The organism is Polaromonas sp. A23 (assembly GCF_002001015.1).
In the GTDB taxonomy this organism is placed as follows: Bacteria; Pseudomonadota; Gammaproteobacteria; order Burkholderiales; family Burkholderiaceae_C; genus Polaromonas.
The window spans coordinates 59237-73970 of sequence record NZ_MUNO01000017.1 but is presented as its reverse complement, the minus strand read 5'-3'; the positions used below and the strand labels follow the sequence as shown (position 1 = coordinate 73970).

Below are 14734 nucleotides of genomic sequence, written 5' to 3'. Positions count from 1 at the left end.
AAGGATCAGGCATGAGCATTATCAATAATACTTCAGCACTGCGCAGGCGGGATATTCTTCGTGACGCGGCTGCAGCCATGGGCTCTGCCATGGTGGCAAGCCCGGTCTTTGCCCAAAGCTACCCCAGCAAGCCGATACGCCTCGTCGTGCCATCCGCCGCAGGCGGCTCACCCGACGTCATTTGCCGCCTGCTCGGCAACGAGCTCAGCGTCGCACTGGGCCAACCTGTCGTCATCGACAATAAACCCGGCGCAGGCGGCGCGCTGGGCATGAGCGAGATTGCCCGCGCAGCGCCTGACGGCTACACGCTGGGTTATGGCAACGTGGTCACGCTGGCGATCAACAAATCGCTCTACAGCAAGCTCCCCTACGACCCTGACGCGCTGACCAGCATTGCCCTGATGGGCACGGTGCAAAACGCCCTGGTGGTGCGCAACGAGCTCCCCGTCAAAACAGTGCGGGAACTGATCGACTATGCCAAAGCCCGGCCCGGCCGGCTCAACATGGGTTCTGCAGGCAACGGCACCACCGGCCACCTGGGCGGAGAGCTGTTCAAGTCGCTCACCGGTACCTTCATCACGCACGTGCCTTATCGCGGCAGCCCCACAGCCATTCAGGACCTGATTGGCGGCCAGATCGACATGATGTTTGACAACCTGTCGTCCATAGGCCCGCACATCAAGAATGGCCGGGTGCGCGCCTTGGGGGTCAGCGGCAAACGCCGCTCGCCGCTCTTTCCCCAGTTGCCCACCCTCGACGAAGCTGGCGTCAAGGGTTATGAAACCACCGCGTGGGGCGGCATCGTCGGGCCCAAAGGCCTGCCGCCAGAGATGGTCGAGCGACTCAATGTCGAGATCAACCGCATCCTGTCGACACCAGCCATGCGGGAAAAGTACGCCCAGATGGCCTTTGAAACCATGGCCTCTCCGCCCAACCTGCTGATGACCATGGCCAAGATCGAATCGCCACGCTGGGCCGAGGTGGTCAGGCGGTCCGGCGCCAAAGTGGAATGAACGACAGCAGCTCTGCCCCGCAGCATTTCGTAATCCGTGGGGCCGATGTCATTGATGGCACGGGCAGCGCGCGTTTCAACGCCGACGTGGTGGTTGCCAACGGCCTGGTTTCGGCGATCACTCCGCCGGGCCAAGGCGAAGCGCGCGAAGTGGTGGACGCAACGGGACTGGTGCTGTGCCCCGGCTTCATAGACACCCACACGCATGACGACCAGTTGCTGCTCCAGCCCACGCTGCCGCATCCCAAGCTGACGCAAGGCGTCTGCACCGTGGTCACCGGCAACTGCGGCATCAGCCTGGCGCCACTGGTCACCCGCACGCCGCCGGCCCCGCTGGACCTGTTGGGCGCGGACGCTTTTATTTACAAGACCTTTCGCGACTACCTGGCCGCGCTCGATCGGGAGCAGCCCTGCGTCAACGTGGTCCCGCTGATCGGCCACATCACGCTGCGCGTGCGGCATGTGGCCGACCTCAAGCGCCCAGCGACTGCCGCGGAAGTGAGCGCCATGGCCGGCGAGCTCACCCAGGCGCTGGACGCGGGCGCGTTCGGTTTGTCCACCGGCGTGTACTACCCGCCCGCCAAAGCGGCCAGCACCGAAGAGCTGCTGGGCGTCTGCGCCGCGCTCAAAGGGCGCAGCGCCATGCTGGCCATGCACCTGCGCGACGAAGGCGACAACATTGACGCCGCGCTGAAGGAAGCGCTCGATGTGGGCGCCGCCAGCGAGGCGGACCTGGTCATCTCGCACCACAAGGTGGTGGACCCGCAGAACCACGGCCGCACGCGGCACACCTTGCAGGCCATTGAACAGGCGGCACTTGGCCAATCGGTTTGCCTGGACTGCTATCCGTACGAAGCGTCGTCCACCATGCTCATCGCCGAAAAGGCCAGCCGTGCACAGGAAGTGCTGATCACCTGGTCGCAGCCGCACCCCGAGCACAGTGGCAAAGACCTCAAGCGTATTGCGCAGGGCTGGGGCCTCAGCCTGCACGAGGCGGCCGAGCGATTGATGCCCGGCGGTGCCATTTATTTTGCGATGGCTGCGGAGGATGTTGAACGCGTGCTGCAGCACCCCTTGACCATGATCGGCTCTGACGGCCTGCCCCATGACCGCCTGCCCCACCCGCGGCTGTGGGGGACCTTTCCCCGTGTTCTGGGCCACTACAGCCGCGACAAAAAACTGTTCTCGCTGGAGAGTGCCATCCACAAAATGACCGGCTTGCCGGCGCAGCGCTTTGGCCTGGCAGGCCGGGGAGTCATTGCACCGGGCCACCATGCAGACCTGGTTCTACTGGACCCGCTGGAGGTGCGCGACAACGCGAACTATGAAACACCCGAGCGGCCTTCCACCGGCATCCACGCCGTGTACGTCAACGGCCAGCTGGCCTTGTGGCGCGGCCAGCCCATGGCTTCGCACGCGGGTCGGCGCCTTATCCCGTCCCGGGCCCCATGAACCCCCACTTTTATACCGACTCGCCTCATTCCGGCCCGGACTGATTTCATTCCCATCGATCACTTGTCGCGGTGGTGCGGGCCTGCTACGGTCAGCGAATCGCCACATCCCGATGAGGAACAACATGCTCAACCGATTCATCATGACCTTGTTGGTCACGCTGCTGGCATCCTGCGCCACCCCGTCCACGCCGAGGGTTGCCATGGAGATGGGCACCGCCGGCGCCGGGGGCGCGTTCTCTCCCTACGGCGAGGCTTTTGCCAAAGTGGTGGCAACCAACAGCCATGTCGACATCAAGCCCCGCGTTACCAAAGGATCGAACGAGAACATTGATCTGATGGTGGCCGGCACCACAGCGCTAGGCCTGGTCAACCTGGGGCCGGCCCTGGATGCGATGACTGGCAAGGGCGCCTGGAGCAGCAAACCAGTCACCGGCCTGCGTGCTATTGCGCCCATGTATGAAACGCCGTTCCACCTGGTCGCCCTGCGCAGCAGCGGCATCAGCACACTCGGCGGCCTGGCCGGCAAGCGGGTGGGCGCGGGACCCAAGGGCGGACCAGGCGAGATCTTTCTGGCCGGTTTGCTGGCTGAAACCGGCGTGTCGGCAACATTGGTGAACGGGGATCCCGCCGACCACGGCAGGCAGTTGCTCGCACGGGAGATTGACGCCTTGTGGATAGGCGCCGGAACGCCGGTGCCGGTGATCAAGGGCATTGCAGACCAGCACGACGCCACGGTTTTTGGCTTGACGGCACAGGAGGTCAGCGCCTTTCGCAAACGCTTTCCCTATGCGGCACCCAACACCATCGGCGCCCTGACCTACCGCGGGCAAACCACGCCCGTGCAGACAGTGGCGATCTGGAACTTTGTAGTGGGCCGCGCTGATTTACCGGAGCGCGAGGTGAAAGCCATCGCGCTCGCAGCCATGAAAAACCACAAAGAGATGGCCGCCCTGTTTGGGCCCGCATTTGCGACCCAGGCGGGCAACGCGCAGGCCAATGGTGTGATGCCCTTTCACCCCGGCGCACTGGCCGCACTGCGTGAGCTCGGCGTGCTACTCAATCCCTGAGTAAAATGCCCATCTGAGCGGCACTGACCGCACCCTGAACCGGCCTTTCTCAGGTCGCTCCGGCAGGTGCGTCGGATGTTGAACGGGTCTCTTCCGTGGGTAGCGTAAAACGGGGCGCCAGAGCCGACACCGTTCGCAACAGGGGAACCGGAACAAACCTGAACAGAAGAGCAAGATGCCGGAACGGCACGCGTGCTTTCAGGATCGCGCCGTAATCGCAGGAGGCCTCGTGCGGGAAATAGTTTTCCTTCACAGCAACAATCTCTTTCCATCCTTTGCCATGGTAGTAGCGCAACTGGGGATCAATAGGCAGCCCTGACCTTGTGGTCCGCGCATAGGTCTCAACAGATGCATCGGGATGACGCGCCAGGTAACGCTTCAAACCGGGCATGGGTGAGCCCAGGAAGATTTCGCTGTATCCGCGCTTGAGCAGATAGAGGTAGTAGAACGCAAGAAGCTGCACGGCCGCGCCCGGATCGACACTGGTCAGACTGATGCCAAACATGCATCGCGCCCGCCGTTGTCGCGGCAACCTTTCTGCAACCCGTCCCTCCAGGCTTGCGCTTTGCGCCCAACTTCCGGGGGCAGTCCACTCGGCATCATCGGTGGGTTTCGCAAAAACAGAGGCCAGCAGTTCGCCGGTTCGAGTGCAGAATGCGCCACCGCAAAGGTCGGGATGCGCTTCGATTCTCGCGCGGAAGTCCGCGCTGTCTGCCGCCTGTTCAGCGGTCCATTGCCTGCGCTCCAGATCCAGCAGTGCGGGGATGTCGCCCACTCGCAGGAAGCGGGTCATGAAGCTGCGTTTTTTTTGTGTCAAAGCCTTGATCAAAATGGTTTTCCTTGCATTGAGTGAGGGTGAAGACAGAGACGCACATTCAGGTGACCGCGTGGCAAGTGCACCGCCGGCCATGCAAAGGCATCGCGTCGTGGATGAGCTGGCGCGTGCCTGTCAAAAGCCACAGGCCAACGACATACGGCATCGGTCCAAAGAACCCGCTGAGGAAGATGCTGCTTTTCAGATTGACGACCTCATGCCACCAGCCTTTGGGAACATAAATGGCATCGCCAGGGTGAAGGTCGGCGACAAAGAGGGATGCTTCTGGCAGCTTGCGTTCGGCGAGGCCCTGAATTCCGATATCGGCCAGGCGTGCCCAGCGGTCGTACTTTGAAGACACAGCCCCTTGCGACTCAACGACACCAGGCCGCGCCAGATAAAACCGCTTTGATCCCCGGAGCAAGACAGCAAGGTTGTCCAGGAGGTCATAGTGCAGGCCGGTGTGAGCGCCTTCCGGCCCGATCCATGCGCTGCTGGAGACGTGTTGGCGCGGGGGAAACAACGCGTCTGCACGCACGTCTTTTCGCAACTCGGGGAATTCGTTGAGCAGATCAAACTCTTTCAGGTGCGCGACCCTGGCCCCGCCTCCCCAGATTGATCCGTTTGACTCCAGGCTGCCAACGCACTCGCTGAACGTCGACTGGGTGAACCCTGTTTCACCCAGCTCCCGATTGCCGACGACAAGCTTCACCGGCCGGTTTTCACCCAATTTCGCGAGGTAGTCAAATGTCCAGTTACGCGTCGCCGGCCATTGCAAAGCGGCGCCGCGAATAACGCAGGGAACCCTCGCATGTCGGTTGATGGTGTGCGGCCCCCGGTGTTCAGCAACCGGGGTCAGAAAGCTATGGTCAATGTGTAGCGTCATTGGAATTCGCGTGTGATTGACGACAAGCGTAGGCACCCCTCATGTCACGCTGGTGACAAGCTGGCTTTGCACAGATCGAAATTTCGATTCGTTGCGATCGATTTTTTCGGTGAGTTGAAGATCAACCACTGCGCAGAACTTCACCGGTCACCCGGGCGACTGGCATGCGGCCTGTGACTCGTCACAATTTGCGCATGGGAACCCTCTACCTCGTGCGTCACGGCCAAGCCTCCTTTGGCGCTGATGACTATGACGTGCTCAGTGAAATGGGCTACCGGCAAAGCGTGCGCCTGGGTGAGTACTTCAAATACAAGGGCATGACTTTCGAGGCAGCCTTCACCGGTACGCTGCAGCGGCAGATCAAAACTTTTGCAGGCATCTGCGAAGGCATGGACAGCCCGCTTCCAGCCGTTGCAAGACCGGGGCTCAATGAATATGACAGCGAAGCCGTCATCAGCGCCATCCACCCGCACAAGCTTGAAAAGCCGACCTCGCCCGAGATGTACCGCAGCCACTTCCGCCTGCTCAAGGACGGCCTGACGCAATGGATGGCGGGTGTGGTCAGCCCGCACGGCATGCCCAGCTATACCGACTTCGTGGCGGGCATCACCGGCGTGTTGGACCACATCAAGAAAAGCTATACCGGCAACGTGTTGATTGTTTCCAGCGGCGGGCCGATTTCCACTGCGGTCGGCCATGTACTGGGTACCAGCCCGGAAGCCACCATCGAACTCAATCTGCGCATACGCAACTGCTCGGTCACCGAATTCGCCTTCACGCCCAAGCGGCACATGCTGGTCACCTACAACACGCTGCCTCATCTGGATGCGCCGGAACACGCGGACTGGATCACCTACTCATAAAGAAGTCGCGCGGCCTGGTGCCCCACCTTGTCACACCGCGTCAGGTTTTTGCTATCACCACCTCGACCGGTGTGGCACTGATGGAAGTCTGGCCTTCTTCGTAAGGCACCTTCACCGGCGCGTAGGCGTTGGCAATGAACAGCGCCTTGCCGACCAGTGCCATCCCAAACGGCGACATCAGGGTGGGAGTGGCGCCGACATCGGCGCCGGGGGTCAGCCTGGACGTGTCGCCGCAGGCCGTCAGGCTTGCGGCTAGCAGCATGGCCAGAGTCGCCGTCGCCGGCAGGGGGTGGCCGGAAATCAAATGTTTTGCCACTGCCATGAAGTGACTCCTTGGGTCGCGCCACAAAGAGCCACCCTGTCACCGAGTCACGGCTAACACGGCCATATGTCAGCCAGACGCTTCAGTGTGTGTCAGCGCACGGCAGGCTCGAAGATGAGCAGCCTGTTACTTGTGCGGATGATCAGAAAACTGCTTCGCGTCGTCACAAATGTTGTACCAACCTGGTTTCTCGCTCACGAACTCATGGAACAGATTTTTCACAGGGAGTTCATCATCAAAACAATGGGCCGCAACCGGAAAAGACTCGCTGGAGGAATTGATCTCGCCAAGCGCGGTGCCGCACTTCCTGCAGAAACACCGGTTGTATTTGTAGGGCAATTCGGGCGCATAGGTGGCCACACAGTCCGCCCCGGCATCCAGAGTAAATCCCTCGCGCTTCACAAAAACAAAGGTGCTGGCCCCGACCTTTCGGCAACGCGTGCAGTGGCAAGTGCCCATCATGGTGGGCGGCGTCATCAGGGTAAAGCGGATGGCACCGCAACAGCAACTTCCCTTGAACATGGATTTCTTCCTTTCGATTGAGCGCAACCCTGCGCCTGATCGAAATACTGTACATAAATACAGTTATTTGTGCAAGTAGAAAAAGTTGTCACCCCATGCAGGGGCTGCGACGGACCAGTTATGCATCGCGAACTACCTGAACAGAAATAGAACGGGAACCATGGCGAGCCGCGCGAGCGCTACGGATGCGGCGATGGCTGCCACATTTGTGCTGCACCGCCAATAGAGCAAGCCCAGCATTACCAGCAGAGAGAGCGGCCCACCGATTGTCGGAACCAGCGACACGAGAGCGGCTCCTGTCGAAGCGATCCCGACATCCAGGAGCTTCTGCGGCTCCCCCCAAATCGACAGCACCACCGAAACGACAACTGTTCCCACAACCGCATAGACAACGGCAACCACGAGCGGATTAATCATTCTCTCCCCTAACTGTTGAATGCTGGAACGTTATATGCGCTTACAGCGAATCAACTGATGCATTTGGTTTTTATGAGCGACCACTCACACCGCCCTGCCCGCGTACTGCAAGCGCAACTCGAAGCACACGCCGTCTGCGACGTTACGCGCAGTGATCGTGCCGCCCATTTTGGCCATGTAGGTTTTGGCCACAAACAGGCCCTGGCCGCGGTGGCCCAGTGCGCCGGTGTCGGGCTGGTCGGAAACGCCGTACTCGAATATCTTGTCCAACATGCCGGACTCTATCTGCGCGCCCTGGTTGCTGATGGTCACCACGGCTTCTGGCGCCGCTCCCTCGTCGGTGGACACGGTCAGCGTCATGCGAATCGGTGTTTCGGGCAGGCGGTAGCGCTGGGCATTGCGCAGCACGTGGGACACCACGTCTTCCAGCGAATACTCGTCGGCGCGCACCATCACGGGCAGGGGGCCGGGCGTGAACACCACACCGGGGATGCCTGCCGCCTCCGCGTTCAGCGCCACATGATTCAAAAATTCGTTGGCATCCAGCGTTTGCACATTGAGCGCCGTGGATTCAAAAGCCTCGCTTGGCGAGGCGCTGCCATACAACACGCGCACCGCCTGCTGCATGCGGCCGATGTAGCGGTGCGCCGGATCGTCCGTACTGCCGTGCAACACCATCAGCGACTGCAGGGGCGACATGATCTCATGGCCCACGGCGTGCCAGGTGTCTTTTTCTTGCGCGATGCGAATCTGCTCGCGGCGCACGTCTTCGTTGACGCGCTGCAGCAGGTCTTGCAGGCCGCCGGCCAACACACCCAACTCGTCACCGCCGCGCAGGTCGGCCAGATCAACCGTGGCTAGGCTGTCGCTGGCACGCACGCCTTTGGAAACAGTGGCGGCGCGGCGTGTGAGCTCAGTGATGCGGCGGATGATGCGCAGCTCAATGGCCAGCCAGGTCACAAAAATAGCCAGCAGCATGCCCCCCACAAACCACGATACACGCGTGGCTACGGCGGTCAGGACTTTGTTCACCGTGCGAATGTCGCCTGTCAACGTGAGCTCATACCGGCCCAACGGCGTGCTGATGACTTCCGAGTTGCTGATGGGCGCGTCATACCCCTCCACCTTCAGCCGGCGGATCAGGTAGCCGAGCAACGGTGAGGACTGCTCGGTGCTTTCAGCGCCCGACAGATTGACGATATCTGCAACGGAAGCCGGTGCGCCTACTTTGCGCACGTGCATTTTTTCGCCGGGCAAGAGCAAGGGCGTGAGTTCAGCCCATGAAAATGGCGCGGTCGCGCCGGCGGTGTTGCTGTCAAACACCACGGTGCCGTCGCCCGGCGCCAGCAGCTCCACACGAACCTTGATCTGGTCGAGGTCGGCGGGCGGCCAGACGATGGCGTTGGGAGACTTTTCAAACAGGGCTTCTCGAAACAGGTCGACCGGCAAACGCACGCTGAGAAAGGCGCGCCGCGCGCAACTTTCCTGCGGTGCAGACGGGCCGTCCACACAGCGGCCGTCTTGCCACAGCCAGCCGCGAAAATCCCGCACGGGGCGGGTAGCGGGCGTAACTGCTCCGTTGTCCACAAAGCCCACCAGGCGACCTCTTGCATTGCGCGGGCCTGTGGCCCTGGCGCCGTCGTCCATGGCCTGGTAGGGCGCAATCCAGCGGTAGCTTTGCCCGCGCATGTCCACTGTGATGCGGGCGCGGTGCGCCAAGCTCAAGTCCAGCTCGCCCGAGGTGTGCGACGCCAGCGCTGTGCTGTTGAAGCTGCCCACCGCATAAATAAAGCCACCGACAAAAGGATTGCTGCCAACAGCCACGCACATGGATGCGGCGTCGGGGTACTGCACCAGGCAGCCGGCCATTTCCACAGCTTGCTGCGCTTTGTTTTTGTCGTCAAAGTCAATCGCCGAAAACGGCAGGACCAGTGGACGCAGCGGCGTCACGGCATGGTCATAGGTGCTGGGGTTGAGCAACACCAGCTGGCCGGTGGGGTGGCGCAGCTTGGCTGCAATCTGCGCCTGGTTCTTTTTGAAACCATCCTGGTAATTGCGGTAGCTGCGCTCTTTTTCATCCTGCAGCACGGCCACCGCCAGACCCAAGGTGGCCAGCGCCAGCAGCAGGAATGCCCCGCGAAAAAACACCCGTAGCCGAAACGGCACCCGTGCCGGCAGCAGGCGGTTCACGTCCAGTCCGGTGGGGAGCTTCACGCCTTGCCTTTGGCGGGCGGGGCGCTCACCGTGCCGGCCCAGCGAAAGCCGCGCATGGGCACGTTTTCTATGCTGTCAAACTGCGCGTCCATTTCCTTGAACGCATCGCGAATGGTGCTCACATGCTTGCGGATGTTGTCACGGTTGCGTCCGCTTTTGACCACCTTGTACAGGTCCTCGTAGCTCACCACCTCACCGCGGTGCGCATAGAGCGCGGCAAGAATGCGCTGCGCCGTCAGCGGCAGGTTCACCCGCTGGCCGCGCCAGAGGGCCGTGTTCTGGCGCAACGGATCCAACTGCAACTCATCACCACCCACCACCGGGGCTTTGCCCTCGGGTTTGGGCTTGGCCGTGCGCAGGATGTCCAGAAAAGTCTCAATGAAGTCGTTTTCTTCGAACGTGGTCTTTTGCAGGTAGTCCCAAGCGTCCAGCGCCTTCATGATGCTGCGGTAAATGGCGGCCGGCATGGCCGACACCACCAACACCGGGGTGGCGCGCTGCTTGTTGATGGCGTTGATGATGGCCACACCCGCATGGCGTTCACGGCCAAGTTCGATGTCCAGCACCACGGCGTCGTAGTCTTCACGGGCAATGGCGGCCTCGGCATCGTCGCGGTTGAACCACTGGTCCACCTGTATGCCTGGCCTGGCCGACAGGATCCAGCCCTTGAGCTGGTTGCTCATGGGCAGGTCGTCTTCGATCACGGCGATTTTTGTCATGGCAGACGCTGGGAAATGAGGTGTTGCCATTATGGGCGCTGGCTATTGGCGGGGCTGTGAGTTTTTCTTCCGTTGGCGGAGGGTAGCTGCCGCCCAAACGAGCGAAGACACCGCGTGCCGGCATTGAACGCTCCCGGCGTCATTCGAACAATAGAGGTCAGAGAGAACACACGCCGTGGCTCTCACTGACACAACCCAGGAGCCTCACATGAACCCACGTTTGACCGACATCGCACAAAGCATTTCCGCCGCTTTCTCAAGCGCCTTGCACGGCGCTCAAAACATAGGCACCCAAGCCGCCGGCCGTGCCGGCAGCGCGCGCGGCCTGCTGATCGCCACGGCTGCGGTAGGCGCCGTCGGGTACTTTCTGTGGACCCACCCGCCCGTGCAAAACGTTGCACGCGGAGACGTGGCGATTCGCACCAACCAGCTCACAGGCAGCGTGGGGGAGTTTCGCGACGGTACCTTGATGGCGCTGCCCGGCCTGCATGAAGTGCGCGCCTTCTCGCTGCGCGACCAGGTCTACCAACCTACCGACAGCAGCAAAGCCAACGGCCCGGCTCCGTTTCAGTCCATCGAAGGCATGTCACTGGGGGTGGACCTGACCGTGCGTTATGCGCTGGACCCCAGCAAAATCACCGCGCTGTCGAAAACCCTGCCCGACGACATTGCCGGCCAGGTGTTGCAGCCTGCTGTGCAGGGCGTGATCTACAAGGTGTTTACCCGCTACACCGTGCGCGAGATTTTTTCCAGCAAGCGCGCTGAAATTCAGCAAATCATTGAAGCGGAGCTGAAAACAAAACTGGCCGCAGATGGCATCTTGCTGCGCGCCGTGCAGATGGGCAAGGTGGACCTGCCCGAGGACTATCGCCGCGGCATGGACAACCTGCTGTCGGAAGAGCTGGCCACCGAGAAGATGCGCTACACCTTGGCACTGAAAGAAAAGCGTGTGAAGGAAACCGAACTCGACGCCCAGGCAGAGAAAGTGCGCCGCGAAACCAACGCGCAAGCGGCGGCCAGCGAGCAGGTGATTGCCGCCAAGGCGCAGGAAGAAGCGATGAAGCATGTGTTGCCATTCAAACAAAAGCAGATCGAGCAACGCCTGCTGGAAGCCGAGGCGCAAAAGCAGGCGCACATCCGCTCTGCTGAAGGCAACGCCCAGGCGCGCCGCATTGAAGCCGTGGGCGAGGCTGACTCCCGCCAAAAGCTGGCCGACGCCGAGGCCTACCGTCTGGACCGCGTGGGCAAGATCAACAGCGAACAAATGGCCCGCGAAGGCGTGCTAATCAGCCGCCACCCGCTGTTGATCCAGAAAACCATGGCTGACAAGCTCAGCGACAAGATCACGGTGATCATTGCCCCGCCTTCAACCAGCGGCGGCTTCATCGCTGCCGGGTTGCTGGGTGGTTCGACCCAGGCCAAAGCCGGCCGCCCTGCCGAAGAAACCAACGGCAAAGAGGCCGAATAATGATTGCCGCCACTTTGCTCACACTGGCCATCGTGACCCAGGACCAGGCCACCCTGCGCGCTGCGCCGCGCGACGCAGCGCCCCAGCAAGCCGCCCTGTGGCAGGGCGACGCGCTGGAAATTCGCGGCCAGCGCATGGATTACCTGCAGGTGTACGACCACAGGCGTGAACGCGCAGGTTTTGTGCACATCAGCCAGGTGCAAACCGTTTCGCTGAAACCAGCCGATGCGTCAGAGCTTCTGTCAGTGGTGCGCTTTCTGCGCGACCGCCCCGGCGCCGAGGCGCTGGGCATGGCCTACACCGCCGCCTACCTCAAGGCCGCGCCAGCAGAAGCCATTGGCGCGGAACCTTTCGATGCGCTGGGCACCATGGCCGACCGCCTGGCACGGCGCGCGTCCATGAAGCATGCCAAGGCAGTCAGCGATGTGATCTCGGCCCACATGGAAGTGGCCGCTTCTTATGGCGTGACTTTCAAGGGTTATGAGCGCGAAGGCGCCATGCAGCTTTGCTACAACGGCGAGGCCTTCCGCCGCGTGCTGGCCTTGCCTTCTGACGCCGAGCAGCGGGCGCGTGCCGCGCTGAGCCTGACCCGCCACGACTGCATGCGCGCAGACATGCACCCGCAAGACCGCCTGGTGCACGACCAGTGGCGCGCCGAGGTGCTGGACAAGGTCAGCGACACGCAGTTTGCGCAACTGCCAGAGATCAGCAAAAACCGCCTGCGGCTGCGCCGCGCAGGCGTGCACGCCAGTCTGGCATTTCAGCAGGCCCGCCGCGCGGAACTGCCCACGGCAGCGGCGCAACGCTCACTGGCTGAACTGGCGGGCGTCAACAAGACCGAGCTGACCGACAACGATCAGCAGGAGTACAGCGACGCCGCCATCCGCGTGGGTGCATCACGCTGGGCCGCTGAAACTGCGCGCCCCAAGCTTGCCAAGCTGACGGTGCTTGCCGAAGCAGGTCAGGCCGGCGAAACCTGTGTAGCGCTGTTTGAAAACAAGGCCGACGGCAAACCCGGCAAAGACGCCGCAGCCAAACGCTGCACCTACGGCATTGTGTGGACAGCCTCAGCCAGTGCACACCCCAACGGCCAGGCCCTGGCGTTAGCAGTGCAACCGCTGGACAGCTGGCGCGAGCTGTGGGTGTTTCGCAAAACCGCGGGCCAATGGAGCATCGACGTGTTGCCGCCATCGAGCAGCGGCCCCGAGCTGGGCTACATCGAGTTCGCAGGCTGGGCGCGAGGCACACCGAACATGCTGCTTGTCCGCGAAACAAGGATTGCTGGCCGAATCAAGCGCAGCTTTGAAGTGGCGCGCATGGACACGCTCACCACCGAGAAGCAGGCCAGTCAACCGGGCATGCTGGCAGCTTTTGGCAAAGGGCAAGATGCTGCGTGGAAGCGGCAGACGGTGAGCTTGCGTTGAGCGCCCTGTGTGCTAGCCCTGCTGTCATCCCGGACTCGATCCGGGATCCATGCTGGCACAACGCAGACGGACCGATCAGCTCAGCACGCTACTTGTACGGAGTGCCGTCCTTGCGCGCAAAAATGAAGCTGCCTACCGCCCCCGAAACTGCAAGGTCGTCGTCAGGATAGGTAACGCGGTCATCCGCCGTCCTGTCACCCACTTCGAGGTACAAGACGTCGCCCGCCGTGTCGTTTCTGAGTTGATGTGCATCGCCCGTGCCCGCTTTGAATCCGGCACACATGCCAGGCTCAAGCCGCGTGGGACCGGCATCGGTGACCAGTGTCGGGAAGCCCTCAACAATGTAGACAAACTCATCCTGACGGGAGTGGCTATGACGGACAGATGAAACAGCGCCAGGCTTGAGGCGCGTAAGGTTGACGCCAAAGTTCGTCAAACCAAAGGCTTCACCCAAACGCCGCTTCTCGCGGCCACGGACCATGGCCGCGAACGGCTCGGGGTAATTCGTCTGCTTTTCGTGCAGCAGGATGTCGAGGGCTTTCAGGGGCGGCTTGGGAGTGAGGCTTGACATGGGTATGGAGATAGGATCTGTGGTGATATCAGTCGGCGGCCAAGACATAAGATCAAATTGGCACTCCGCCCTTTAGTTACGGCAATAGTTCGCTATCAATAAGTGAGCTATAGCGCGAAGACCTGCGCACCCGCTGTTCAAAACCCCGTTTTATTGCTCAGCGTGTCACCGGGCAGCTGGTCAATTTCGGTCAGCAATTGCGCCAGGCTGCGGCCTGCTGCATCCAGCAACGCGCGACCCTTGTCGGCAGTAGCTGCAGCTGCGTTACCCACCGCGCCTTGCGGGTTGTAGTCCTGCATTTGCCAACCCAACTTTGCGCTGCGGCCGTCACCCAGGATGCTGAACTTTTGCGCCCTGTCCTGCGAGGTGGAATGGAAATTCTGCGCCTGCGCCATGTCCACCTGCTCCGGTTTGAGGGCCAGCATCATGGACGTTTCAATTTCGCCGGCGTGAATGCCAAAGCGATGCTCGTCAGCGCTGAACAAATCTGCCACCGAACCGCCTTGCGCATCAACAAGTGGCAGGTTGAACCAGTTCACGCTGTAGACCAACATATCGAGCCGCGCCCGCAGGTCGCGCGCCACCACATCCAGCAAACCGACCTGGCCGCCGTGGGAGTTAAGCAGCACCAGTTTCCTGACGCCGCTGCACGCCACGGACTCGGCAATCTCGGTCCAGAGGTGGATCACGGTTTCGGCCTTGAGTGTGAGCGTGCCGCCAAAACGGCCATGCTCCGGGCTCATGCCCACTGATTGGGTGGGCAAAAACAGCACCGGCAGCGCTGGCGGTAGGTGCGGCAAGGTGGAGGCAATCACGCCGTCGACCAGTGTCGCGTCTACATTGAGCGGCAAATGCGGGCCATGCTGCTCGATGGCGGCCACCGGCAACACGGCGATGGTGCGCGCCAGGTCCAGCCGGGCGAAGTCGGGGCTTTTGAGATCGGCCCAAAAGTAACGGTGCTGGCTTGGCGTTGTCATGGCC

General features: G+C 61.7%; 15 protein-coding genes. 6 read left to right on the top strand and 9 right to left on the bottom strand.

Annotated elements, in window-relative coordinates:
- Positions 1 to 11: 11 nt before the first annotated feature.
- The 3 genes from B0B52_RS07810 (at position 12) to B0B52_RS07800 (ending at position 3533) form a co-directional block, all read left to right on the top strand.
- Positions 12 to 1013 carry a tripartite tricarboxylate transporter substrate binding protein gene (locus B0B52_RS07810; RefSeq protein WP_077593064.1) on the top strand — a complete coding sequence of 334 codons (1002 nt, stop codon included), beginning with the start codon at positions 12 to 14 and terminating at the stop codon, positions 1011 to 1013.
- Complete coding sequence (locus B0B52_RS07805; protein WP_077593063.1) at positions 1010 to 2464, top strand: amidohydrolase family protein; 1455 nt, start codon at positions 1010 to 1012, stop codon at positions 2462 to 2464. Before B0B52_RS07810 ends, B0B52_RS07805 begins: the two co-directional genes overlap by 4 nt.
- Positions 2465 to 2588: 124 nt before the next feature.
- Entirely contained in the window at positions 2589 to 3533 is a 945-nt protein-coding gene (locus B0B52_RS07800; protein ID WP_168173499.1) for a TAXI family TRAP transporter solute-binding subunit, read from the top strand.
- A gap of 49 nt (positions 3534 to 3582) precedes the next feature.
- Here the strand turns inward: B0B52_RS07800 and B0B52_RS07795 are convergent, their stop codons facing one another.
- On the bottom strand, positions 3583 to 4362 hold the full coding sequence (locus B0B52_RS07795) for a hypothetical protein (protein ID WP_077593061.1): 780 nt from the start codon (positions 4360 to 4362) through the stop codon (positions 3583 to 3585).
- A 46-nt stretch (positions 4363 to 4408) separates the two neighbouring features.
- Positions 4409 to 5269 carry a cupin-like domain-containing protein gene (locus B0B52_RS07790; RefSeq protein ID WP_139351858.1) on the bottom strand — a complete coding sequence of 287 codons (861 nt, stop codon included), beginning with the start codon at positions 5267 to 5269 and terminating at the stop codon, positions 4409 to 4411.
- Between the two features lie 158 nt (positions 5270 to 5427).
- Here B0B52_RS07790 and B0B52_RS07785 point away from each other — a divergent pair, with 158 nt between their 5' ends.
- Positions 5428 to 6096, top strand: a complete 669-nt coding sequence (locus tag B0B52_RS07785; protein ID WP_077593059.1) for a histidine phosphatase family protein — start codon at positions 5428 to 5430, stop codon at positions 6094 to 6096.
- Positions 6097 to 6136: 40 nt separating this feature from the next.
- Here B0B52_RS07785 and B0B52_RS22555 read toward each other — a convergent pair whose 3' ends face one another.
- From B0B52_RS22555 to B0B52_RS07760, 5 genes are all read right to left on the bottom strand, one after another.
- Complete coding sequence (locus B0B52_RS22555; protein ID WP_077593058.1) at positions 6137 to 6418, bottom strand: hypothetical protein; 282 nt, start codon at positions 6416 to 6418, stop codon at positions 6137 to 6139.
- A 126-nt stretch (positions 6419 to 6544) separates the two neighbouring features.
- Positions 6545 to 6940: a GFA family protein gene (locus B0B52_RS07775; protein WP_077593057.1), complete on the bottom strand. Its 396-nt coding sequence runs from the start codon at positions 6938 to 6940 to the stop codon at positions 6545 to 6547.
- Between the two features lie 132 nt (positions 6941 to 7072).
- Entirely contained in the window at positions 7073 to 7357 is a 285-nt protein-coding gene (locus B0B52_RS07770) for a hypothetical protein (RefSeq protein ID WP_077593056.1), read from the bottom strand.
- 84 nt (positions 7358 to 7441) lie between these two features.
- On the bottom strand, positions 7442 to 9571 hold the full coding sequence (locus B0B52_RS07765; protein ID WP_077593055.1) for a HAMP domain-containing sensor histidine kinase: 2130 nt from the start codon (positions 9569 to 9571) through the stop codon (positions 7442 to 7444).
- Complete coding sequence (locus B0B52_RS07760) at positions 9568 to 10290, bottom strand: response regulator (RefSeq protein ID WP_077593054.1); 723 nt, start codon at positions 10288 to 10290, stop codon at positions 9568 to 9570. The genes B0B52_RS07765 and B0B52_RS07760 overlap by 4 nt, the downstream gene beginning before the upstream one ends.
- A gap of 208 nt (positions 10291 to 10498) precedes the next feature.
- On the opposite strand from B0B52_RS07760, the gene B0B52_RS07755 reads away from it, so the two are divergent.
- Both B0B52_RS07755 and B0B52_RS07750 read left to right on the top strand, forming a co-directional pair.
- Positions 10499 to 11758 carry an SPFH domain-containing protein gene (locus B0B52_RS07755; RefSeq protein WP_077593053.1) on the top strand — a complete coding sequence of 420 codons (1260 nt, stop codon included), beginning with the start codon at positions 10499 to 10501 and terminating at the stop codon, positions 11756 to 11758.
- Positions 11758 to 13182, top strand: coding sequence for a hypothetical protein (locus B0B52_RS07750; protein WP_077593052.1), 1425 nt, complete (start codon positions 11758 to 11760; stop codon positions 13180 to 13182). Before B0B52_RS07755 ends, B0B52_RS07750 begins: the two co-directional genes overlap by 1 nt.
- 88 nt (positions 13183 to 13270) lie before the next feature.
- Here B0B52_RS07750 and B0B52_RS07745 read toward each other — a convergent pair whose 3' ends face one another.
- Positions 13271 to 13753, bottom strand: coding sequence for a cupin domain-containing protein (locus B0B52_RS07745; protein WP_077593051.1), 483 nt, complete (start codon positions 13751 to 13753; stop codon positions 13271 to 13273).
- 137 nt (positions 13754 to 13890) lie between these two features.
- Complete coding sequence (locus tag B0B52_RS07740) at positions 13891 to 14730, bottom strand: creatininase family protein (RefSeq protein WP_077593050.1); 840 nt, start codon at positions 14728 to 14730, stop codon at positions 13891 to 13893.
- Between the last annotated feature and the right edge of the window lie 4 nt (positions 14731 to 14734).